Below are 21,755 nucleotides of genomic sequence, written 5' to 3'. Positions count from 1 at the left end.
ATTATATATATAAATACTCCACTATTTTATAGTATGGCACACTATAGTTAAACATTTATTAATAATATGCTCACTTATATATACAAATTAATTGATAAAAGACAAGGGTCAATATCAATCAGTGATTTTATGAATGCTGCTCTATATCACAAAGAGTATGGTTATTACATGAGTAAATTACCACTTGGCAAAGATGGTGACTTCATTACTGCACCTGAAATTAGTCAGCTATTTGGTGAAACAATTGCAGTGTGGATAATGAATACATGGGAAAAATTAGGAAAGCCATCAAAATTTTCTCTAGTTGAACTTGGACCAGGTAAAGGAACACTCATTAACGATATAATAAGAGTTACTAAAAAATACAGCTGTTTTTTTAGCTCAATGAACATTTACCTAGTTGAAATAAGTCCTCTTTTACAGAAAATACAAAAGGAAAAATTAAAGGGATTAGATATTAATTGGCACACAGATGTCGACAACTTACCAAATCAGCCAACTATTTTTTTTGCAAATGAGTTATTTGACGCCCTTCCAATTGACCAATTTATTTATTGTGATGAGCAGTGGTATGAAAATAGAGTAATAAAACAAGATGATGGCAGTCTTTCATTGTCACTCCAGTGCTTAACCAGACCAAAAACTGGATTCCAGACTGGAATGACAGGGGGTTTCAATGGTGCAGTAGTGGAAGTATGCCTAGCCGGAATCGAAATATTAAAGAAACTTGAGAATAAGATAGTCAATAACGGAGGAGCTGCCCTGATTATAGATTATGGTTATGTATATCCTGAATATAAGAGCACTTTGCAATCGATAAGGCAGCATAAATATACTAATTTTCTTGAAAACGTCGGTAATAGTGACATCACTGCACTTGTGAACTTTCAAGCGTTAAAAGATTCATTAAAATACTTAAATTGTGAGATTTTAACTCAAAGAGAATTTTTATATTTGTTTGGTATAAAGGAAAGAGCGCAAGCTTTAATGAAAAATGCAAGTAATGAACAGAAGAATAAGATCTTCAGTGAATTTTTAAGGTTAACTGAAAATATGGGTACTCTCTTTAAGGTAATGCTGATTCACCATTTGTAGTCTTGTGTAGTTCTTATGTTAAACATACAAATACTAAAAAATTTACAGAATAAAAAAGGTAAAAGAAACGTATCTGTTCAGCAGAGTAGCAAAATAAGATAGACAGATAAGACTATCATAGGAACAAATAGGTGTCATGCAAGTAGCTGACACTGGCATCCAGCCTTTTCGCGCAAAAAACGTTGTAAAGTGTTTACCAACTTAGTTGGATCCCAGCTGGAATGACACTTGGTTATACAAGAAATCTATTGTCAAAAAAAATTACTTCCGCATATTTTGAATCTGATTATAATGACAATTAGAGATATTTTAAGAGCTCAAAATCTATCTTTGTCTGCAGACTTTCAGTTAACTTTTCAATAAAAAACGTAGCGTATCTTTTTCAGCGATCTGTCATATGTGCGCTGCATTTTTTTCTAATCTTTTTATACAGGAGGATTTTATGTCCAGAATTCCAGATACTTGACCTTTACTTTAGCTAATAACAGGCGCCTGTGATTTTTATAAAGAAAGTGTAGGAAATAACCAAAAACTGTTTCTAGGCATAAATTTGCCATATATACCTAAAAAGTAATTATATTAGCATAATATTCATACTTATATGCCAATATTAATATTCTTTGAATTGAAGAATATTATGGAATAACAAGCATCAAACAAAGATATAGGGATTAAATTTAGACAGGATCAATGTAAGCAGAAATGCTATATACCCCAGTTATGGATTATCTGAGTCAATAAAGCTTAGAAATAGAGGGCTTTTTCGACTGCATGGAATACGAAATTAATGTTGAAAAAATATGTACCAAAAAATTTATGTGGGATCTATGCCGAAGCTCAAATTGCATGACACCATTTATTTTTATGGTTTTGTCTATTTTATTTTGCCACTCTGCTAAACGGATACATTTAATTCCATTTTATCGAGCAGATAATTGTCATATATTAGCTTAGTTCTCCTGTTATACTTAAATATAAATCAGCATAGCCCTAATTTTTTTATATATTTTACTTCTTTCTCTATATTTAATAATAGGCTTGAAAATAAATGGTAAACCTATAATTGTTAAGCTTAGAGCTAGGATTGAAAGTACATAAAAGGCTTTGTGTTTACTATGTAGCTCTTTCAAGTAAAGCATCAAAAACCTACAAAATTTTTTGTAATTTTCTTCAATATTTTTTTTGCTATGAGCCTTGTCAATAAACATATCTATTGCAGTATAATCATTACTACAATTAATTGCCCCTTTTTCTATTAATAGCTGAGCTATATCAAAATAATCCTTTTGAATAGTAAGATGCAGAGGTGAAAAACCTTGTTGATCACAAATATTCATATTGGCTTTTACTGCTAACAACATTCTTACAATTTCTACATGGCCTTTTTTAGCTGCAAGTAGCAGAGGAGTTCTGTTGCATCTAGTGACGGCATTAACGTTTACCTTAAGCTCCAATAAGAACTTAACTGCTTTAGTATCACCATTATAGCTAGCTTTATGTAACCTGGTGTTACCGCTACAATCTTGGTCATCTGCTTCTATTCCCTTTGAAACAAGAAATGTTACCATTTGCCTATTATTATGCTTAATAGCGCAATCCAGTGCATCAAAACCATGTTTATTTTTTGTGCAAATAAACTCTTTTAACTTAGCTTTTGCTTGCTTTACAATAAGCTTTACCAGTTGCATTTTGTTGTTATATGCTGCTAGAAAAAGCGTAGTATTATTTTCTGCATCTTTTGCTTCTATGTTTGCACCTTTCTTTATCAGATATTCTATAATCTCTGCTCTACTTTCATAATGTGTAGTACATTGATAAATGGTCAAAAATAAAGGAGTACGAAAGTTGTTATCTTCACATTCAAGATTTGCTCCGCTATCAATTAAAATCTGGACGCTCTTTTTAGAACCGTATAATGAAGCTATGTGAAGAGGAGTATAGCCTTCCTCAGCATCTTTTTCATTAATTTTTGCGCCTTTTGCTATTACAAAATCCATTAATTCTGTGTCATCTTGTAGTGTAGCAAGGTGAAGTGGAGTAAATCCATTTTTATCTCTAGAATTAATTGTCAGTTGATTAACAAGAAGTTTAGCAATTTTTTTGTGTCCATGCATAATAGCATAATGCAGTGGATTTCTATTTTCGTTGTCCACAACATTAAAGTCAGCTTCGTGCTCTAATAATGATTTTACTCCAACTAAATCGCCTTCTTTTGTAAACTTATGCAAGAGAGTGACTCCGCTTACATCTTTTGAGTTAATATCAAATCCACTTTCTACCAATTGATGTATGTCTTCCTCACACGCCATACCATTTTAATTAAACCCTTTTCGCATTAACAATACTCCCACTTAATTAAGTTTGAATGAATCTGTAAGAGAGAGATAAATGTTAGGGAGATTTGTGATAAATAGTAAGAAAAAGAACAGAAAGTCAAAATCTATCTAACACAATTAAAATCACTATTTTACCTGCTTTCTCTGTACTCTATCTCTACTTTTGCATTTACATTCGCTGAATCACTTTCCTGTTTTACAATAAGGAGATCCATATGTTTTTTATTTAGCTAAGCCACAATATTTTTTAATTCTCTAAAATTCAAAATATTTCCCCAACCTTCTATCAAGCTACTCACTTTTTTATTCTCATTCCCAACTTCAATCTTTTTAGATTTAAGACGTTTAAGTACATTATTGAAATCATCTATGGTCACTGTCACTTTTAGCTCTTCATCTTCTGACTCTTCTTCGCAAATCTGATCTACAGCATGAAGTTTTGCTTCATTTACCAAATTTTCTAGATCAGCTCCTGAAAAACCATTAGTTTCTTCTGCAAGTTCTGCTAGATTTACATCTGGTGCCATTGGCACTTTCTTCGTATAAAGATCCAATATTTTTTCACGTAGGCTTTTATCTGGTAAAAGAATTTCAATATGTTTAGAGAGGCGACCTGATCTAATTACTGCTTCATCTAAACTTTCTAGACGATTAGTTGCAGCAATGACTGTCACGCCTTCTATAGGATTAAAACCATCAAGCTCGCATAAAAACTGATTTACAATTCGGTTGTGTTCTTCATCACTTCGTCCACTATTACTACGTTTTGTACAAACAGCATCTATTTCATCTATAAAGACTATGCAAGGAGCATTTTCTCTCGCTTTTGCAAAAAGATCTTTTATGTAATGTGCGCTGTGTCCAGCATATTTTTGCATACATTCAGATCCAGAAACGCTAATAAATTTAGCATTAGCTTCACATGCAATTGCACGAGCAATAAGAGTTTTACCATTTCTAGGTGGACCATATAAAATATAGCCTGTTGGCATTTTGCAACTTAGCATTTCAAGAGCTTTCTTCTTCTTCTCTGATATATGACCACAAATCATTTTTAACTCTTTTCTTACTTCATTTGAAACAATAACATCATCAAGTGTTACTTTTTTCTGCTTGTCTGGATCAACTATCTCTATTCTAGAAGAGCCTTTTATTGCACAAACAAGATCATTTAATTTTTTTGAGCGCGTTGCTTTATTAACCGATTTTTTTTCATCACTCACTTCTTCAATATTTATTATGTTTGAATCTTGCTCGTTTTTAATCTCATTTTCAGCATCCAATTCAGCCGCTTTGTACGTAATATATTTAGCTATAGATGCAAATGCATACAAAATACTTACACACAATAACACCTTTAATACAGGCACATCAGGTACAATTAAATTAACCGCAACAATTGATGTTGCCATAGCAGCACCTAACAACAACATTGAGCCAAAAACGATATAACCTTGAATTTTCGCTTTTTTCAGCTGCATTAAGTATCCAGAGCCATTAGGATGCTTGAATGCATAAATATTCACTGGAGTTTTACCATGAAAATTCTTTAACCAAGGATCTGCATTTTTTCTTATTAGAATTGATATTGTTTTTCTACTTCCATTATCTGCAGCATAATGCAGAGGGGTATTGCCCTCTTTATCCATTACATTAACACTTATTCCTTTATTTAAGAAAAATTCTACTACTTCAACATGACCATTTTCAGCAGCTAAATGTAAAGGAATCTTCTCGTGCCTACTATCTTTCTTATTAACATCAGCTCCTGCTGCTACCAGAACTTTTGCTACGTTTTCAAAGCCACCTCTAGCAGCTACGTGCAACAATGTAAGTTCTTGACTAAATAAATGATTTACATCAAATTTAACTTTCCTCCACTCTTCATGTAGATCTTGATTCTGTTTCTTTAGTTCTTCTTGTATTTCCTGAATTATATTATCTTCATTTAAATCTGTCTTATCGTTAATTATACTCAGTACTTCTGCTAGTAATTGATCACTTCTCATAATCTCATCTTTAATCTTAAATGATATATTTAATTATTATATAATTAAAATAAAAATTCAATATTTATTTGAAACAAGGTAATAATTGGATTGTGAATAGCAAATTAGGTCCTATCATCCAAGTAGCCCCATCTCACACTACTGTCATCCCAGTGCCCAGACACCAGCCTTTCTTACCAACAAAAACTTAGCATAACTTTTGTTCTCAAAAAATTTCTGGATTTTAGTGTCAAGCACTGATCTTCAATCTCCGTACATCTCTGCGTCACGCACTGAAATGACACCCTGAAGCTTTAGCTATAAATATTAAGCAAGCAAAAAAAGGCAAAAGAAGCCTCATGGAGATAGTTGCTCCACTCTTTTTACTTGATGCTGCTCAAGCAGGTCACTTGGATGTAGTAAAATACTTAGTAGAAATAGCAAACGCAGGTGTTAATTATGTAGTTAGTACTCTTAGTCTACCTCATTTTGACTATGAAAAAACTGCTCTAATGTTTGCTGCTAAAAGTAGTCATTTTGTATAGTTTTATCCAACTCAGACGTAGTTTAACCCTAGATTAACTAATTTATCCTTTGCAATTGTAATAAGGTCTATAAACTACTGCAAATCCAAATTTCTATTTGATCTTACATTCTTATTGTAATAACCTCTATGGATCACACAGCATTAGTCGTGTATCTGAACAGATACTTTTGTACATGGATCAGCTTTATGTGTATCAATTCTGTCTACTTCAAGTTTCCAGCAAAACTACTTTCTAATGTATTGCTTTCAATCAAGTTCTTTGTTAAGCTCACTGTTAGTGGATGTTCAATTATCTTAACATAAAAATCAAGGCAGCTTTAGGTATAAATACGAGTAACTCGTATAAGTAAAGAGGCTATAAGAAGTTTCTTACCATTCTATTCAAACGGGTTTTAAACTTTTGAAATGTCATGACATTGTTGATACGTTTGTCAAGAAACGACAGGGTATCTACAAAATCTTCTGAATAATCATTGATAAAAAAAAGTATCGTACTTAAGTACACTCCAGCTAATATTGCTCTTTTTGTATAGTAGTTAAAATCTGTTGATTGATCATGAATGCCATACCAAATCGCGCTAACAGTTCTGTACAAGAGTTTACTAGAAAAATATGTATTTTTGGGTAATATAGAGAATGATAAAACATTTTTTAAAAACTCTCTGTAATTTTGTAACTTAGCATAGTTTGAAAGGCGTATTTGGACAGCTAACTTTATCCGCTCTCTTACCTTAATATCTTCTAAATTGGAATTCCAAAGTTCAGTTTCCATTGAGCTATTTAAGTCCTCTGCTATGTACTCCAAAGCACTATATATTCCATTTTGAAATTTACAAAAACTATTGGCTAGGTTAAGGTTCGTGCACACTTTCAATAAGGTTGCATCACTTATTCCTTCAAATGGAATAACCTTAATCAGCTCATCTACTATTAACTTTTGTTCCATACAATATTATACTAAACATCACATATAATTATACCTGAGATTTTCAAACATTCTGCAAAATGCTTCACCGCGCTCTTCAAAATTTTTCCACTGATCAAAAGAAGAACATGCAGGAGAAAGTAATATCGCTACTTCTTCTTTGCTATTTATGGCCTCTTCAAAAGCCAGTTTAAATGCGTTTTCTAGATTATAGCACTTCATATAATCTATTTTGTTCTCCATAATGTTTGCAAAAACTTCAGTTGATTCTCCAATAAGAAAAGCTTTTCTAATCTTGGTGAAATGCTTGCTTAATGATTCTATTCCACCTTTTTTGCTTTTTCCGCCAACAATCCAATATATGTTTTTATAAGATAAAATTGCCTTTTCGGTCGATTCTGCATTGGTTGCTTTGCTATCGTTGATAAAAAGTACATTATGTATTTTGCCAAGAAATTCATTTCTGTGTCTTAGCCCTGGAAAGGATTTGATTTCATTGACAATAGTGCTGCTATCTACTCCAAGTAACTTGCACACAGCGTGTGCAGCTACTATATTTTCTACATTGGATACTAGGTTTACTTTCATATCACTCATTGATAAGTTGTGATTCTCTAGTTTTAGCGAGATCTCCTGAATCTCAGCACTCCTTTTGTCATCCAAGTAGCTGACACTGGGATCCAGATAATTTCGATCTATAACAGTAATCTGTTCACTATAATCAAGCAAATTGTTATCTGCCAATGATATTAGATCTCTTGCACTACCCTCTGTCATCTGAGTAGTTGGCAATGGTTTTTCTTTTCTGGTCATGCGCTGGAATGACACCAGGGAATATGTTACTGAAATTGGAATTTTGTTCCCAGTGAATTTATTAAATACATCAGCGGTAATTTTGTTATCACATCCTATCACGGCAATCTTGCTACTGTTTATCAGTTTTAATTTAGTTGCTATGTAGTTATTCATACTTCCATGTCTATCTATGTGGTCTGGTGTGATGTTGAGCAATACAGAAATGTCTACATTAATTTTATTTATTAGCTCCAATTGAAAAGAGGAGAATTCAATTACATAAATTTCTGCATCTCTTTCTAAATCCAAAATAGGCACACCTAAATTCCCGCCAATAGCTACTTTTTTCCCTGTGGATTTTAATATGTGCCCTATTAGTGACGTGGTGGTTGATTTGCCATTTGTTCCGGTGATGCCTACAACCTTCTGGCTTGTAGTTTTAGTTTCAAGAAATAGCTCAATGTCTGATTTTATTTTGCAGTCAAAGCTTCTTGCAAGTTTTACTACCCAATGCGTTGGTATTGGCACTCCAGGGCTCAAAATTAGTGTGCTTATCTCATGCCAATTATACTCATTGGGATGAGTAAAGTTACACTCTTTATATATCTTTTTTGCATTTGCTATTTGCTCTTTATTATCATCCCATGCATATATTTTTGCACTGCTTTTTGTTAGAGCATTAATAACGGACAAACCAGTTTTACCAAGGCCGAAAACCGCAACACTTTGATTTTTGTATTTGTTTAGTTGCACTTCTAGATAACTTATGCGAACCATTTTATAAAGATATAATACAAATTATAATGACTTCTTCCATAGTTTTTGGCAGTGCTTAACTTTATTGTCACAACCTTAGCCAATAGAAAACTCCTTGACACATTTTGCCAACTCCCTTGCCATGACAATAAGAGTATTTATCCTTTAGAATTAATTAAGAGAAAATTTTTCTCGACTTGTTGTATAATTTGATAAAAGTGATCAAAATCTAAGCTTGCACTACCAATTAAAACTCCCAATAGATTTGGAATACTGAGCAAGTTTCCTATATTTTCTGAGTTGACTGAGCCACCATATATAATGTGTTTTTTACCAGTACACAATTTTATTATCTCTATCACCTCAGCAATTGCGTCATTATTTGGCACATTTCCTGTTCCTATTGCCCATATCGGTTCGTATGCTATGGTATATTCACCTTGTGTTGGCAAACGGTTTTTGCATTGATATTCTATTACTTCTTTTGTTTTTTTATTTTTATAATCTTCTGAATTTTCACCTACACAGATGATTGGGTGTAATCCTGATTCTATTGCTGTTTTCGATTTAAGTTTTATTTCACTATCTTTTTCATGAGCCCTTTCAGAATGTCCAAGTATTACGTAACTACATCCTAGTTCCTTCAACATTCCTGCACTAATTTCACCTGTGTAAGAACCGAACTCTTTATGATGGCAATTCTGTCCTCCTATTTTAATATTATTGTTCAACCCTATACTGCTTGGAAATGATGTAAAAGGAGGGCAAATTACTAATTTAGAGGTAATTTCGTTGCTCTTGTTGTTAAGTTTGCCTATAAAGTCAACAAATGAAGAACGTGTTCCATTCATTTTCCAATTTGCTACTATTAAAAAAGACATCAATTTTTCTTATATGAATGAGAATGCCGGCTGTCGGACTTGAACTGACAACCTACTGATTACAAGTCAGTTGCTCTACCAATTGAGCTAAGCCGGCATTAAATACACTAACAATATACAATTATTGATGAATTTTCGTCAACTAATTTTTAAAATACTGCATACTAAGATCATATGAAAAAATTTTCACTGAAGCCAAAAAAGAGTCTAGGGCAAAATTTTATTTTATCGAATGAGATAACAAAAAGAATAGTTGCCTTAGCTGGTAGCCTGAAAGATTTTAATGTTATTGAAATTGGTCCTGGGTATGGTGCGTTAACAAGAGAAATATTGGCGTATAATCCAAAGTTTCTACTTTCTATAGAAAAAGATAGTAGTTTAGTGAAACATCACGAACAATTGCTAAATGAGCATCAGGGAAAATATAGAATTATAGAAGCAGATGCACTTAATGTTGTAGAAAAAGAGCTGGTAGAATGTCCAGTCAAAGTCATTGCTAACTTGCCTTACAATATCTCAGTAGCGTTATTTTTAAAGTGGTTAAATAATATAAAATTTTTTACGAATTTGACGTTAATGTTCCAAAAGGAGGTAGCAGAGCGTATTACAGCAGAACCTAATTCTAAAGATTATGGTTCCCTATCAGTGCTAAGCCAGTTACTATGCGACATAAAAAAGGAATTTGATATTGAACCTAAGGAATTTTTTCCAAGACCAAAAGTATATTCTTCAGTAATTACAGTAAAACCTTTACCCACTCCAAGATTTGCAGTAAATCTAGAAACCTTAACAAAGCTAACACGTGCTGTGTTCGCTCAAAGAAGAAAGATGCTGAGAAATAGCTTGCAAAGTATAACTAGTGATGTCTCAACTATTCTTGAGAATGCTAAACTGAGTGGAGACGAACGTCCAGAAAGCTTAACTATTGAGCAGTTCTGTTTGCTAGCAAATAATGTGATTTTGCGATAAATATATTAGGAGCTACATCCCTCTTCTATCCTATTTTGATCTAAAAATAGCTGGAGCCAGGCTAATTTTGCAAAAGCTCTATTGCAATTTCATTAATTGGCGTATAAGCTTTAAATAAAGCATATGAAGAAAATGGAAGCTTGTTATTCGTTTGACGATGTACTTCTCTTACCGGCCTATTCTGATGTATTGCCTCGTGATGCAGACACAAGAACTTATCTAACAAATAATATAGAACTAAATATCCCTCTCATATCCTCTGCAATGGACACTGTCACTGAATCAGGCTTTGCAATAGCTATTGCCCAACATGGTGGAATAGGTTGCATACATAAGAATTTATCAATAGATGAACAAGTGTTAGAAGTAAGAAGGGTGAAAAAATATGAAAGCTGGATCGTGTATAACCCAATTACAATTTCCCCAGATAAAACGGTTGCAGAAGCAGTTTCATTAATGAGAGAGTATAATTATTCCGGCATTCCTGTAGTTGATCAACGCAAGTTAGTGGGAATTTTAACTAATCGAGATGTGAGGTTTATTGAAGACCAGAACATGAATATAAAAGTTTCCGAGGTAATGACAAAAGATAAGTTAGTAACAGTGCGAGAGCAGGCAGTAAACAGCGCCTCAGCAATGAAATTGTTGCATGCAAATAGAATAGAGAAGCTTTTGGTTGTTGATGAAAATTCTTGTTGCATAGGTCTAATCACAGTTAAAGACATCGAAAAATACAATAGATATCCAAATTCATGTAAAGACAGTAAAGGTCGACTCAGAGTTGCCGCTGCAATTGGTACTGGTAAAAAAGATGGTATAGAAAGATGTGAAGCTTTGGTCGAAGAAGAAGTTGATGTGGTTATTGTAGATACCGCTCACGGTCATTCCCAGAACGTTATCAGCACTATTAAGGAAATAAAAAAGATGTACCCGAATACTCAATTAATCGGCGGAAATATCACAACAACAGAGGCTGCTGAAGCGTTGATTGATGCTGGTGTTGATGCAGTGAAAGTTGGAATAGGGCCAGGATCAATTTGTACTACCAGAATAGTTACAGGCGTTGGTATGCCACAATTCTCTGCGATCAAGAATATTGCAGAGGTGTGTAGAGCAAAAAACGTCAGACTAATTGCTGATGGTGGAATAAAATATTCGGGAGATGTTGCAAAAGCTATTGCAGCTGGTGCTGATACTGTGATGATAGGTTCAATCTTTGCTGGTACTGAGGAAAGCCCAGGTGAGATTATCATGTATAAGGGTAGAGCATATAAGGAATATCGAGGAATGGGATCTATTAGTGCAATGAAACGAGGGTCAGCTAGCCGTTATTTTCAAGATTCAAAACTTGATTTAGTCCCACAAGGAGTAGAAGCAAGAGTTCCTTTTAAAGGTCCAGCTTCAGGAGTGATCTGTCAGTTAATTGGTGGGTTGCAAGCTGCAATGGGTTACACTGGCAACCGTAATATAGAAGAGATGAAAAAAAACTGCAAATTTGTCACTATTACTTCATCAGGGTTAAGAGAAAGTCATGCTCATGATATAATCATTACACAGGAAGCTCCAAATTACGCTTACCAAGCATCTAATTTATCATCTGATTCAGAGTAAATATAATCCCCTTTTGAGTGTGTCATTTCAACACTGGTGTACACAATTGATATTAATATTAAGAGTCAAAAAGATGTCATCTAAGTGGCTGACACTGGAAAATCGATTGTAAATAAACTGACTACATAAAATTTTTGATCAAAATCAGTGCTATAAGTTGGAATAGCAACTTAAGGTAGATTGCCAGCTTAATATATTTTGATAAATCCAAATTATTTTAGCTATAAGAGAGCTTTGCTTTTTTGCTCCATCAGAATTGGCTTACTTTTAGTGATTCATGGAGTTAAAAAAGTCAGCATTGCTCTTTGTTAAAAGTAGTTTGTCACGTAAAAACTCCATTGCTTCAACAGATCCCATAGGGTTAAGTATCCTACGCAATACCCATATTTTATTTAGTATGGCCTTATCAACTAATAGTTCTTCCTTCCTTGTTCCGGATTTTGTAATATCAATAGCAGGGAATATACGTTTATCAGCAAGTTTTCTATCTAGTATAATTTCAGCATTACCTGTGCCTTTAAACTCTTCAAAAATAACATCATCCATTTTTGAACCAGTTTCTATAAGGGCTGTAGCGATGATTGTCAAAGAACCACCATTTTCAATATTACGAGCTGCTCCAAAAAAGCGTTTTGGTCTTTGCAGCGCATTTGAATCTACACCACCGGTTAGAACCTTTCCAGACGAAGGAATGACTGCATTATAAGCACGTGCAAGGCGAGTTATAGAATCAAGCAAAATCACTACATCTTTTTTGTGTTCAACCATTCTTTTAGCTTTTTCTATTACTATTTCAGCAAGTTGGACATGACGGTAGGCAGGTTCATCAAATGTAGAGCTTACCACTTCACCCTTTACAGAGCGTATCATATCTGTCACCTCTTCGGGTCTTTCATCTATAAGTAATACTATTAGTTCTATTTTAGGATGATTTGTAGCTATAGAGTGAGCCATTTGCTGAAGCAATATCGTTTTTCCTGTACGAGGTGGAGCAACTATCAATGCTCTTTGTCCTTTTCCAAGAGGTGTAACTATATCTACAGCACGCATGTTTATATCTTTTTTATTATCTCCGCTACTGTTGTTTTCAAGGATGAGGCTTTTTTCAGGATAAAGTGGAAGCAAATTATCAAAATGTACGTACTTTCTTAATTCACTGATTTCAGTAGAGTTTATACTGTGAACCTTAGTTAAAGTAAAATATCTTTCCTTATCACCAGGTGGCCTTATTTCTCCACATGCCATATCTCCTGTACGTAAATTAAACTTCTTTATTTGGCCATTGGAAATATAAACATCATCGGTACTTGGAGCATAATTTGCACTTGATGAACGTAAGAAACCAAAACCATCAGGCAATATTTCCACTACTCCACTTCCTGTGGTTATGCCTCCTTCTTCACTCATTTTCTTCATTAAACTGAATATCATTTCCTGTTTTAGCATCCTGCCATTGCCTTTACCACTAGTTGAAATTTTTCTTTCTTCAGCTAGCTCTAACAATTCTTCTGCTGTTTTCTCTTTCAATTCGCTCAGGTCCAATGTTTTCTTGTGTTTTTTACCATCTTCACTGGTCATTTGTTTTACTGCGTCAGCATTATGAATTTGTTCGCTTTTTTCAGGTTGACCTACAACCTCTCCTTTTGCTAAGACATCTTCATTGATTGTTGTCATAACCCTCCAAAAATTTTAATTGATGCTTACTAACCTAAAATGTGAATATAAAACAATAAATTAGGCTGAGCTAGTTTTTAGTGCGTATTTAGACTTAATTATTATTAAACTAGATACTTTACTACATTGTACTGATAAAAACTAACAAGTCAAGTCAATTTAATATTAACAAAGTACAAGAATTTGAGAATCATCAATAGCTATTATTTATATTTTTTAATCTTTGTTTCTTCTCTTCTTCTACTTTCGCTTTTTCTACTTCCGCTTCTAAATTTTCCTGGCTACATAAACCAAGTAGTACAGGATCTTGAGGTTTGATATTGAGTATGTTATGATGAGATCTATCTCTTATCTGCTCAACTGTGTAATTTGTTGTACCAATTAGCTTAGCTATTACATTATTGTTCAAGATAGGAAATTTTTTTACCAAATAATAAACCGCATTAGGTTTATCTCTACGCCTTGCTGTGGAAGCAAAGGCAAGAAAGCTAATCGTCTTTGCCCTTTTTTTCATATTTTTTATAATCAAATTTGGTACACGATTTGGATTTTTTTTGCAATTATCGATTTCTTTTTCAGTAATTATTTCAGAAATAATAGGGTCATACTTTTCAACTTCTATTTCCTCATCAGCTATGTCTTGTACTTTTTCAAGGGATAACTTGCAACATTTTGCTATTTGATCAAAAGTTAAGCTAGTGTTATCAACCAACCAAGCAGCTACTTGCATAAGAAATTGTTCATTTCTATCTTTATTGTCTTTAGAAGATTCCATTGACATTGAAAAAACATCTCCCATTTTAATATTCCTTTACTGTTATAGAAATAAAATATAAACCATTAAAACTAAAAAAGCATTAACTTTGTCATCCAATGGCTTTTTAGTTTATATTTCTTATCTCTTAGAACCTGTTCATAATCTTTTGAGGAGGAAAGAAGCAAAAGCAAATTTGTAGGCTAGTATTAAGTTTACGCTCGCAATTTTTCCAAAGTCGCCTACATTTTTCCAACCAGGCAAAAGAAGATCTCTCAACAACCCATCTTTTTGGCAATACAGCAAAGGTGTGTAATTCGCTTCACCTCAACAGTTGCACCAATAGTTACTTTCATCTGTGTTGCAAAATTTTCTCCAGTGTAGCCTGCATCAACCAGTATGTTTTTAACTTCAGAGAGACTTTCTTTAGCATTTTTAACCATTGTCAAAGCACTGCTACGATCGGTTATTTCTGCCGTTGTTATATGAATTGCGTGTGTCAAACCTTTTGTATCAACTGCGATATGACGCTTTATTACTGAAATTTTCTTGCCAGCATCATAACCTTTTTTTTCAGCAGTATCGGTATTTTTTACACTTTGGGCATCAATGATGCAGAAGCTTGTTTTGGTATTCCGACCACTGTTCTCTCCAACCAATTTTTTTTAAGACAATTTCTAGAACACTTTCTCTATCTTCATTCGTTTTTTTACTCCATTTCTTGAAGTAATCGTAACAATTTCGCCATCTTGGAAACTCTTTTGCAAGCATTCGCCATTGACAGCCACTTTTTAGTACATAAAGCACACCACAAAATAACTCATATAAACCTAATCTTCTTGGCTTTGTTTTCTTTCGCACGCTTTCTAAAATTAGTCTAATCTTTTCGAATTTTTCACAACTTATGTCACTTGGATATGTATTCCTCATACTTTACCTCATGTCAACTATACCTCATCTTACCATATTCAGAGATCACTTACAGGCTCTTAGGTTAATATAAGCTTCCATTCAATTTAATACACTACAATATTACATATATTAGCTAATTTATTAATAGATTTACAAAGATTAAATTATTGCTATTCTAAATTTAAGTGTTAGTTAACTGAGTTTACAATGAGTATTAGAAATTTTTTTACCAAGGCAATCGTTCTCCTTTTAGTTTGCTTATTAATCTTTATGGGGATTGGCAATCTTTTATCAAATGATGATGAAAGGAAAGAATTAGCTAAAGTAGGAAAGGAAGTTATAACATCAGATGAATATAAATTACTATATCAAAATTATGAAAAGCAAATTTCTGGATCTGATGTAAGTAAAGAACAAGTAAAAAAGCTGAAATATGATTTACTTAACGCACTTATAGAGCAAAAACTATTGTTTAACCTAATTAGCGAACTTGGATTAAAAGTTGGAGAAGAATCTATCAAAAGCCATATAAAAAATACCAAGTACTTTCAGGACGATAAAGGAGAATTTGACCATAATAAATTCCATCAAACTCTAAATAGCTTGCATATAACAGAAAAGGAATATATAGAAAAATTAGAGAAAATCCTGCCTGCAATGATGTTCATGACTTCGTTATTTAAAGATAATTATCCGGTAACTTTTGGTGAGAGTGTTGATGAGCAGATATACAAAAATCGCTACCAAACTAGAGTAGTTGATATTGTTAAAATAACTGAGGATGCAATTACAGACGTTCCTGAACCAGATGATCAAGCCTTACTTGATTTGTATGAAAGAAATAAGTCCAATTTTTATTACCCTGAGTATCGAACTGCGCAATACATTTCTCTGGATCAAAAATATTTTGAAGATCAAATCAGAATTTCAGATGAAGAGGTTGATAGTATAATAGAACATCAGGAACTTAAAAATCAAAGAGACATATTCAATGTGATATTTCCTACCAAAGAAAAAGCTGAAATAGCAAGAAGAGCACTTGAAGAAAGTAAAGCAAGCTTTGAACAAATAATAGAAGAGTTTAATAAAGTGAAACTCGATGAAACCAGAGTAAATAATATAACTAAGGATTTCTTACCTGAAAATATGAGAGAAAAGGTATTTGCTCTCAAAACAGGTGAAGTAAGTGAAGTTTTAACAAGCAATTTTGGATGGCACGTAATAAAGGTAGAAAGCATACATCAAATCTCTGATGAAGACTTGGTTGATTTAAAAAAAGACATAAGGTCAGTTTTAACCAATCAAAATTCTTTTGAAAAAGTCAATGATTTCATAAATCAAGTGAATTATAAGATATACAATGGTGCAACGATTGAAGAAATCTCCAATAATTACAATTTACCTATACAAACCATTGGTCCAGTAGATGCTAGTGGAAAAGACCAAAGTGGTAATGAAGTAGGAAATTCCAGTGATTTCATTTCTTTCATTTTTTCACGCGAGAAAGATCAGAAGAGTTATTTTAAGGGTGTTGGAGATACTGTTGTTGGTGTAAAAATCAGTGATATCGTTCCTCCTAAATTACAAAATTTTGAAGAAAGTAGGGAATCAGCCATAAAGCTTTGGCGTAGTGAATTTATAAAAGAAAGAATGTTTAAAATGGGACAAGAAGTAGCAGTTCAACTAAGAGAAAAGACAGATTTGGAAGAAATGCAAGGTATAAAATTGGTTAAAGGCCAGCAAATACAACGCAATGAACAAAACTACCCTTTTTCTTTCATAGAAGAGATTTTCAATATGAAAACAACTAATTCGGTAACAGATCCTATTCAATACAATAATGAAATTATAATAGGCGTTCTAAAACAAATGCATTCATCAAATGGTAAATTAAACATGCTTGACACCGGAAAACGTGTGATGATATCGCTAAAGGAACAGTTAATTAGCTATCTAAAATCAAAGTATAGAGTAGAAGTTAATCATGCTATGATTGATGATATATAAAAAAGTTTATTATCTTCCTTTTATGAGTGATTGGAGGGGCTATATTGTATTTTTAGGTAAAAGAGGTACAATTAGTTTGACTTGAGCTGTTTATTGTATTTAAATTGTAATTAATATATGAATAAAGGTTGACATGGCAGTTAAAATAAGGTTAGCAAGGTTTGGGGCAAAGAAACGTCCTTTTTATAGGATAGTTGTAGCCGACTCACGAGCACCAAGAGATGGGCGCTTTATTGAGAGAATAGGACAATATGATCCAATGTTGCCAAAAGACAATAAAAATCGTGTTGTGGTAAAAGCTGATAGATTAAAACATTGGCTAAGTGTAGGAGCGCAAGCAACTGAAAGGGTAATGTGGTTCATTAAAAAAGGCATAGTAGATTTAGAAACAGAATCGAAAAAAATAGAAAAGAAAAAAGTTGAGAAAGTACAAGGGCAAGAAGCATAAGTCCTCTTAAATGCTAAACACTGATTTAACAAAAAGTAGTAAATTAGATGATATTGTATCTTCTGATTTATTGGCTATGAATGACTTTATCTTCAAAAATGTCAATGATGAAGGTACTAAGCTTGCTACCGATGTTACATCTCATCTTATTAATTCAGGAGGAAAAAAGATAAGGCCTAAGCTCGTTTTTATTGTGTGTAAAATGCTGAATTACTCTGGAGAGAGTAGGGTCAACATTGCTGCATCGGTAGAATTTATACACAACGCTACTTTACTTCATGATGATGTGCTTGATGAAAGTAAGGCACGCCATGGAGTTGCAACAGCAAATAAAATTTGGGGGAATAAATCAAGCATTTTAGTTGGTGATCTATTATTGACCTTAGCATTTAGATGGCTTATAGAATGTGGGAATTTAAGTGTTCTCTCTATTTTATCTAAGGCATCTAATTTGCTTGTCAAGGGTGAGATAAAGCAGATGACAACACGTTTTGACCCTAACACAATTAGGAAAAATTATTTTAATATCATTGCAGAAAAGACAGCATCTTTATTTTCTGCATGCTGCGAGGCTGCATCAGTAGTATCTGGAGCCACAGGTGACGAAATAGAGAGGCTAAGGAATTTCGGGTTTAATTTTGGTATGGCATTCCAAATAATTGATGACGTGCTAGATTATACTGCTAATCAAGGCACTTTAGGAAAGCAACTTGGAAAAGATTTCTTTGAAGGTAAAGTTACTTTACCTTCTATTATAGCATATGAAAAAGGCAGCCCATCAGAACAAAAATTCTGGGAGAAATCTTTTTCTTCAGCTAGACACAATTTTGACCAAGCATTACAATATATTAATCATCATAATGCCATTCATGTTTCTATGGAAGAAGCTAAACACTATATTAATATGGCGCAAAGTAATATTGATACTTTTTCTGATTCTCTTTATAAAACTGCTTTGATTGACTTTTTAAATGCAAGCATAGAAAGACAAGGATAGCTAACGCTTGATATTTTTAGATTGATTGTTATATATTTATTAAGTTTGTAAGGGTGAATGATATGTCAGATAGTAATAAAGAGAAAAAAAAGAAATTTGCAGATATGGTCAGTAAACGAAAAGGGGATGATCAAGAAAATCAGCAAACAGGTGATTTAAGTGAAGAGCTTAATATATTAAAAGAACGTGCAGTTCAGCTTGAAGATCATTTACGTCGCGCTGTTGCGGATAATGAAAACGTTAAACGTATAATGCAAAAGCAAATTAGCGATGCAAGTGATTATGCAGTCACGAAATTTGCACGTGATATGATCGACTCTTGTGACAATTTAAAAAAAGCAATGGAAAACTTGAAAGATGATGATCCTATTCATGAAGGGATAAAAGTGGCGCACCAAAAGATTGTGAGTGATCTAAAAAAACATGGAATAGAAGAAATAGATCCAATAGGTAACTCTTTTGACAGCAATTTACATCAAGCTGTTGTGGAAAGAGAAGATAATGAAAAAGAGCCTGGCACTATTGTAGAAGTACTACAAACTGGTTATACCATTAAAAATAGGTTGCTTCGTCCTGCAATGGTTATTCTTTCTAAAAAATCTGCTGATTGCGAAAGTAATGAATAAAACACTCAAGGTATGACAGAAGTTGTTTTCTCAGGTATTCAGCCAAGTGGAGTATTACACTTGGGCAATTATCTTGGTGCAATTAAGCAGTGGATAGGCTTGCAGGATAAATATAAATCTCTTTTTTGTGTTGTTGATCTGCATTCAATCACAGCAAATAAGCTTCCCGCAAATGAATTAAAAAATAATATTTTTAAAGCAGCAGCAACTTATATTGCATGTGGAATAGATCCGGAAAAGTCGATTATTTTCAATCAATCCGCAGTTAGTGGTCATGCAGAATTGGGCTGGCTGCTAGGGTGCTATACACCAATTGGTTGGCTTAATCGTATGACTCAATTTAAAGATAAGGCTGGAAGCGATAAACAAAAAGCTTCTCTTGGGTTATATAGCTACCCAGTACTTATGGCTGCGGATATATTGCTGTATCAAACTAAATATGTTCCTGTTGGCGATGATCAAAAACAGCATTTAGAACTTGCACGTGATATTGCATCAGCTTTTAACAATCATTATGAATGTAGTCATTTCATCATACCTGAAATCTTAACTTTGGATTGTACATCAAGGATAATGAGCTTAAGAGATGGAGCAAGCAAGATGAGCAAATCTGATCCTTCAGAATATTCATGCATTAACCTTAACGATACAAATGACTTAATTGTCAAGAAAATAGAAAAAGCAAAAACAGATTCAATTCTAGGCTTTGATTTTGCTACTTTAAAGTGCCGTCCAGAAGTAAACAATTTGGTAAACATTTATTCAGTGCTTAGTGATTTAAATGTAGAAAAAGTGTGTGAAAAAGTGAATAAACATGACATGAAGAACTTTAAAAAAGAGTTAACTGACTTAATCATCAGCGTTATATCACCCATACGCGAGAAGATGAATATTCTTCTAAAAGATCAGCTTCATTTACATAAAATATTAAAACAAGGTACAGAAAAAGCAGCAGAGATTGCAAATAACAATATAAAAAAGATCAAGGATATTATAGGGTTTGTTCAATAGGTTACAACTATTTCTTCCCATGGCTTTCAAATCGTGCAGCTATTTTCTTTACACTAACATGAGTGAGGAGAGGTTTTTTACTAACCGGAAGTTTAGAATCGGACTTTGCTGTTATGGGGTTCATTTTAGATCTTTTATTTCCTACCGGAAATGAGTGAGATTGGGAGGCAGTTTTTTGCGATGGTGCAGGATCTTTCTTCATACCGATATCTGCTTGTGTTGCAGGGGTGGCTTTGCTCTTAGCAACTTGATTTTGCTCAAATTTTTCTACTATTGACTTTACTCTACCGTCCTTCTTGCTATTTACTTCTTCTTTTATAATAACCGCTTTTACTTCTGGTACTGCTTTATCAGTAGCTTTTTTTAGCGGTACTGTTGGGTTACTTTTAGCTGATTTTTACGAAGTCACTTCTACTATTATTGGTTTCGTGCTCACTTGTTGATCAGCACTGCCTAGGTTTTTAGGCTTTGGCAGTATTTCAGATTTATCTTTTTTAGTTTCTTGCCTAGCTTCTTGATTGGTAGCATTTGGCACTGGAGCCTGTTTCTTTCTATTTTCTCTTTTTGCTTCTATATGTTCCTTAGGTATTGTTGCATAAATTGGCTCCTCTTTAGGCAACTTTGAGTGCCGCGAATCTTTCGTTGACGCTTTACTCTTTTTCTCTTGATAATTTGATATTTCCTCATGTCCAGACTCTTCACTTAATGAACTTTCATAGCCTGAATCTTCAGGAGATACATTCTCTATTTCTGGTTTAAAGTGTACCTTTTTTGAGTCAGTAGGAGGTGGTGGAGGTGCCGTTGTTGGCCGTTTTATTTTCTTCATACCTGATTTTCCTGCCGGCTGTTTTCCTTTTTGCAGCTTGAAAGTATCTTCTTTCTGCTTTGATGTTGTTTTATTTTTTGAGCTTACTTCATATGATTTATGTTCTTTATTGTTTTTTCCACTCTGCTTCGAATCTAAAATTTCTTTAAGTCCTTTCTTGAATAGATTAATTGTACTTAAAATATTTGAGTACTCGGCTGCTTTTTCTATAGTGAAACCTGATAATTCATCACCAACAAAATTTTTTATGTCATTATCATTAGTTGGAATATCTTTTCCCAAGACTCTATCTAATATTCCTTTTAATGTTCCAATAAAACCGAGTGGCTTTGTGCTCAAAGGTTCTACATAATTATTCAAGTCACTATATATAACAAACTTAGCTACATCTTTTGCGTTGTTTGTAAAATTCTTCAGAGCTTGAGATAAATCTTTCAGTGTTTCATCATATTGTTCATTAATTTTTTTTGTATCCTTCAGCTTTATGACTCTTATCAAAGAATTGAGATTTTTATCATAATTGTCACTTTTAAATAGATCACTCATACCAATTACTGTTTATCGTTTACTCAAATATAAATTCAAAGTATTAAGACC

The 21,755-nt window shown here is 33.3% G+C and carries 16 protein-coding genes, 1 tRNA gene and 3 pseudogenes; 9 read left to right on the top strand and 11 right to left on the bottom strand.

The genetic code is table 11. From position 1 onward, the window contains the following. Positions 1-66: 66 nt before the first annotated feature. On the top strand, positions 67-1,095 hold the full coding sequence (locus AAGD63_RS04245) for a class I SAM-dependent methyltransferase (protein ID WP_341813138.1): 1,029 nt from the start codon (positions 67-69) through the stop codon (positions 1,093-1,095). A gap of 734 nt (positions 1,096-1,829) precedes the next feature. Here the strand turns inward: AAGD63_RS04245 and AAGD63_RS06160 are convergent. The 3 genes and pseudogenes from AAGD63_RS06160 to AAGD63_RS04235 form a co-directional block, all read right to left on the bottom strand. After that, a pseudogene (locus tag AAGD63_RS06160) lies at positions 1,830-1,928 on the bottom strand (IS982 family transposase); the annotation flags it as partial. Between the two features lie 135 nt (positions 1,929-2,063). Beyond that, the gene (locus tag AAGD63_RS04240; protein ID WP_341813137.1) at positions 2,064-3,404 is read right to left on the bottom strand and encodes an ankyrin repeat domain-containing protein; all 1,341 of its coding nucleotides are present in this window, start codon (positions 3,402-3,404) and stop codon (positions 2,064-2,066) included. 257 nt (positions 3,405-3,661) lie between these two features. Beyond that, positions 3,662-5,440, bottom strand: a complete 1,779-nt coding sequence (locus tag AAGD63_RS04235; protein ID WP_341813136.1) for an AAA family ATPase — start codon at positions 5,438-5,440, stop codon at positions 3,662-3,664. Positions 5,441-5,778: 338 nt separating this feature from the next. Between AAGD63_RS04235 and AAGD63_RS04230 the strand changes: the two genes are divergently transcribed. After that, positions 5,779-5,964, top strand: a complete 186-nt coding sequence (locus AAGD63_RS04230; protein ID WP_006013526.1) for an ankyrin repeat domain-containing protein — start codon at positions 5,779-5,781, stop codon at positions 5,962-5,964. Positions 5,965-6,321: 357 nt separating this feature from the next. On the opposite strand, the gene AAGD63_RS04225 is transcribed toward AAGD63_RS04230, so the two are convergent. The 4 genes from AAGD63_RS04225 to AAGD63_RS04210 form a co-directional block, all read right to left on the bottom strand. After that, entirely contained in the window at positions 6,322-6,912 is a 591-nt protein-coding gene (locus AAGD63_RS04225; RefSeq protein WP_341813135.1) for a COQ9 family protein, read from the bottom strand. A gap of 18 nt (positions 6,913-6,930) precedes the next feature. After that, a complete protein-coding gene (gene murD / locus AAGD63_RS04220; RefSeq protein WP_341813134.1) occupies positions 6,931-8,463 on the bottom strand; it encodes a UDP-N-acetylmuramoyl-L-alanine--D-glutamate ligase in 1,533 nt (510 codons plus the stop codon). Positions 8,464-8,600: 137 nt separating this feature from the next. Continuing rightward, positions 8,601-9,323, bottom strand: coding sequence for a triosephosphate isomerase (locus AAGD63_RS04215; protein WP_341813133.1), 723 nt, complete (start codon positions 9,321-9,323; stop codon positions 8,601-8,603). A 24-nt stretch (positions 9,324-9,347) separates the two neighbouring features. Beyond that, positions 9,348-9,420: transfer RNA gene (locus tag AAGD63_RS04210), tRNA-Thr, on the bottom strand. 77 nt (positions 9,421-9,497) lie between these two features. On the opposite strand from AAGD63_RS04210, the gene rsmA reads away from it, so the two are divergent. Further along, complete coding sequence (rsmA, locus tag AAGD63_RS04205; protein ID WP_226079784.1) at positions 9,498-10,292, top strand: 16S rRNA (adenine(1518)-N(6)/adenine(1519)-N(6))-dimethyltransferase RsmA; 795 nt, start codon at positions 9,498-9,500, stop codon at positions 10,290-10,292. A gap of 123 nt (positions 10,293-10,415) precedes the next feature. Next, a complete protein-coding gene (guaB, locus tag AAGD63_RS04200; RefSeq protein ID WP_341813132.1) occupies positions 10,416-11,903 on the top strand; it encodes an IMP dehydrogenase in 1,488 nt (495 codons plus the stop codon). A 267-nt stretch (positions 11,904-12,170) separates the two neighbouring features. Here the strand turns inward: guaB and rho are convergent, their stop codons facing one another. The 3 genes and pseudogenes from rho to AAGD63_RS04185 all read right to left on the bottom strand — a co-directional run bounded on the left by rho (position 12,171) and on the right by AAGD63_RS04185 (position 15,261). Beyond that, positions 12,171-13,577, bottom strand: coding sequence for a transcription termination factor Rho (gene rho, locus AAGD63_RS04195; RefSeq protein ID WP_341813131.1), 1,407 nt, complete (start codon positions 13,575-13,577; stop codon positions 12,171-12,173). Positions 13,578-13,770: 193 nt separating this feature from the next. Continuing rightward, a complete protein-coding gene (locus tag AAGD63_RS04190) occupies positions 13,771-14,376 on the bottom strand; it encodes a cell cycle transcriptional regulator TrcR (protein WP_341813130.1) in 606 nt (201 codons plus the stop codon). Between the two features lie 114 nt (positions 14,377-14,490). Next, positions 14,491-15,261 (bottom strand): annotated as a pseudogene (locus AAGD63_RS04185) (IS5 family transposase). Positions 15,262-15,450: 189 nt separating this feature from the next. On the opposite strand from AAGD63_RS04185, the gene AAGD63_RS04180 reads away from it, so the two are divergent. From AAGD63_RS04180 to trpS, 5 genes are all read left to right on the top strand, one after another. Beyond that, on the top strand, positions 15,451-17,250 hold the full coding sequence (locus tag AAGD63_RS04180; RefSeq protein WP_341813129.1) for a SurA N-terminal domain-containing protein: 1,800 nt from the start codon (positions 15,451-15,453) through the stop codon (positions 17,248-17,250). A gap of 133 nt (positions 17,251-17,383) precedes the next feature. Beyond that, positions 17,384-17,698, top strand: a complete 315-nt coding sequence (rpsP, locus tag AAGD63_RS04175; protein ID WP_006015540.1) for a 30S ribosomal protein S16 — start codon at positions 17,384-17,386, stop codon at positions 17,696-17,698. 10 nt (positions 17,699-17,708) lie between these two features. Further along, on the top strand, positions 17,709-18,695 hold the full coding sequence (locus AAGD63_RS04170) for a polyprenyl synthetase family protein (protein ID WP_341813128.1): 987 nt from the start codon (positions 17,709-17,711) through the stop codon (positions 18,693-18,695). Between the two features lie 62 nt (positions 18,696-18,757). Continuing rightward, the gene (locus AAGD63_RS04165; RefSeq protein WP_341813127.1) at positions 18,758-19,321 is read left to right on the top strand and encodes a nucleotide exchange factor GrpE; all 564 of its coding nucleotides are present in this window, start codon (positions 18,758-18,760) and stop codon (positions 19,319-19,321) included. 12 nt (positions 19,322-19,333) lie between these two features. Next, positions 19,334-20,332, top strand: coding sequence for a tryptophan--tRNA ligase (gene trpS, locus AAGD63_RS04160; RefSeq protein WP_341813126.1), 999 nt, complete (start codon positions 19,334-19,336; stop codon positions 20,330-20,332). 7 nt (positions 20,333-20,339) lie between these two features. Here the strand turns inward: trpS and AAGD63_RS04155 are convergent. Then, positions 20,340-21,704 (bottom strand): annotated as a pseudogene (locus tag AAGD63_RS04155) (hypothetical protein). Positions 21,705-21,755: the final 51 nt, after the last annotated feature.

Origin of the sequence: Wolbachia endosymbiont (group B) of Germaria angustata (assembly GCF_964026725.1) — a bacterium.
GTDB classification, from domain to species: domain Bacteria; phylum Pseudomonadota; class Alphaproteobacteria; order Rickettsiales; family Anaplasmataceae; genus Wolbachia; species Wolbachia pipientis_C.
Note: the sequence above shows the minus strand (reverse complement) of the source record. Positions and strands in the feature narration are given on the sequence as shown.

Bases quoted from the DNA above. Each gene is read 5' to 3' on its own strand.
- AAGD63_RS04235 (WP_341813136.1), bottom strand. From the start codon at position 5,440: ATGAGAAGTGATCAATTACTAGCAGAAGTACTGAGTATAATTAACGAT.
- AAGD63_RS04170 (WP_341813128.1), top strand. From the start codon at position 17,709: ATGCTAAACACTGATTTAACAAAAAGTAGTAAATTAGATGATATTGTA.
- rho (WP_341813131.1), bottom strand. From the start codon at position 13,577: ATGACAACAATCAATGAAGATGTCTTAGCAAAAGGAGAGGTTGTAGGT.
- murD (WP_341813134.1), bottom strand. From the start codon at position 8,463: ATGGTTCGCATAAGTTATCTAGAAGTGCAACTAAACAAATACAAAAAT.
- trpS (WP_341813126.1), top strand. From the start codon at position 19,334: ATGACAGAAGTTGTTTTCTCAGGTATTCAGCCAAGTGGAGTATTACAC.
- AAGD63_RS04240 (WP_341813137.1), bottom strand. From the start codon at position 3,404: ATGGCGTGTGAGGAAGACATACATCAATTGGTAGAAAGTGGATTTGAT.
- AAGD63_RS04245 (WP_341813138.1), top strand. From the start codon at position 67: ATGCTCACTTATATATACAAATTAATTGATAAAAGACAAGGGTCAATA.
- AAGD63_RS04230 (WP_006013526.1), top strand. From the start codon at position 5,779: ATGGAGATAGTTGCTCCACTCTTTTTACTTGATGCTGCTCAAGCAGGT.
- guaB (WP_341813132.1), top strand. From the start codon at position 10,416: ATGAAGAAAATGGAAGCTTGTTATTCGTTTGACGATGTACTTCTCTTA.
- AAGD63_RS04215 (WP_341813133.1), bottom strand. From the start codon at position 9,323: ATGTCTTTTTTAATAGTAGCAAATTGGAAAATGAATGGAACACGTTCT.
- AAGD63_RS04165 (WP_341813127.1), top strand. From the start codon at position 18,758: ATGTCAGATAGTAATAAAGAGAAAAAAAAGAAATTTGCAGATATGGTC.
- AAGD63_RS04180 (WP_341813129.1), top strand. From the start codon at position 15,451: ATGAGTATTAGAAATTTTTTTACCAAGGCAATCGTTCTCCTTTTAGTT.
- AAGD63_RS04225 (WP_341813135.1), bottom strand. From the start codon at position 6,912: ATGGAACAAAAGTTAATAGTAGATGAGCTGATTAAGGTTATTCCATTT.
- rpsP (WP_006015540.1), top strand. From the start codon at position 17,384: ATGGCAGTTAAAATAAGGTTAGCAAGGTTTGGGGCAAAGAAACGTCCT.
- AAGD63_RS04190 (WP_341813130.1), bottom strand. From the start codon at position 14,376: ATGGGAGATGTTTTTTCAATGTCAATGGAATCTTCTAAAGACAATAAA.
- rsmA (WP_226079784.1), top strand. From the start codon at position 9,498: ATGAAAAAATTTTCACTGAAGCCAAAAAAGAGTCTAGGGCAAAATTTT.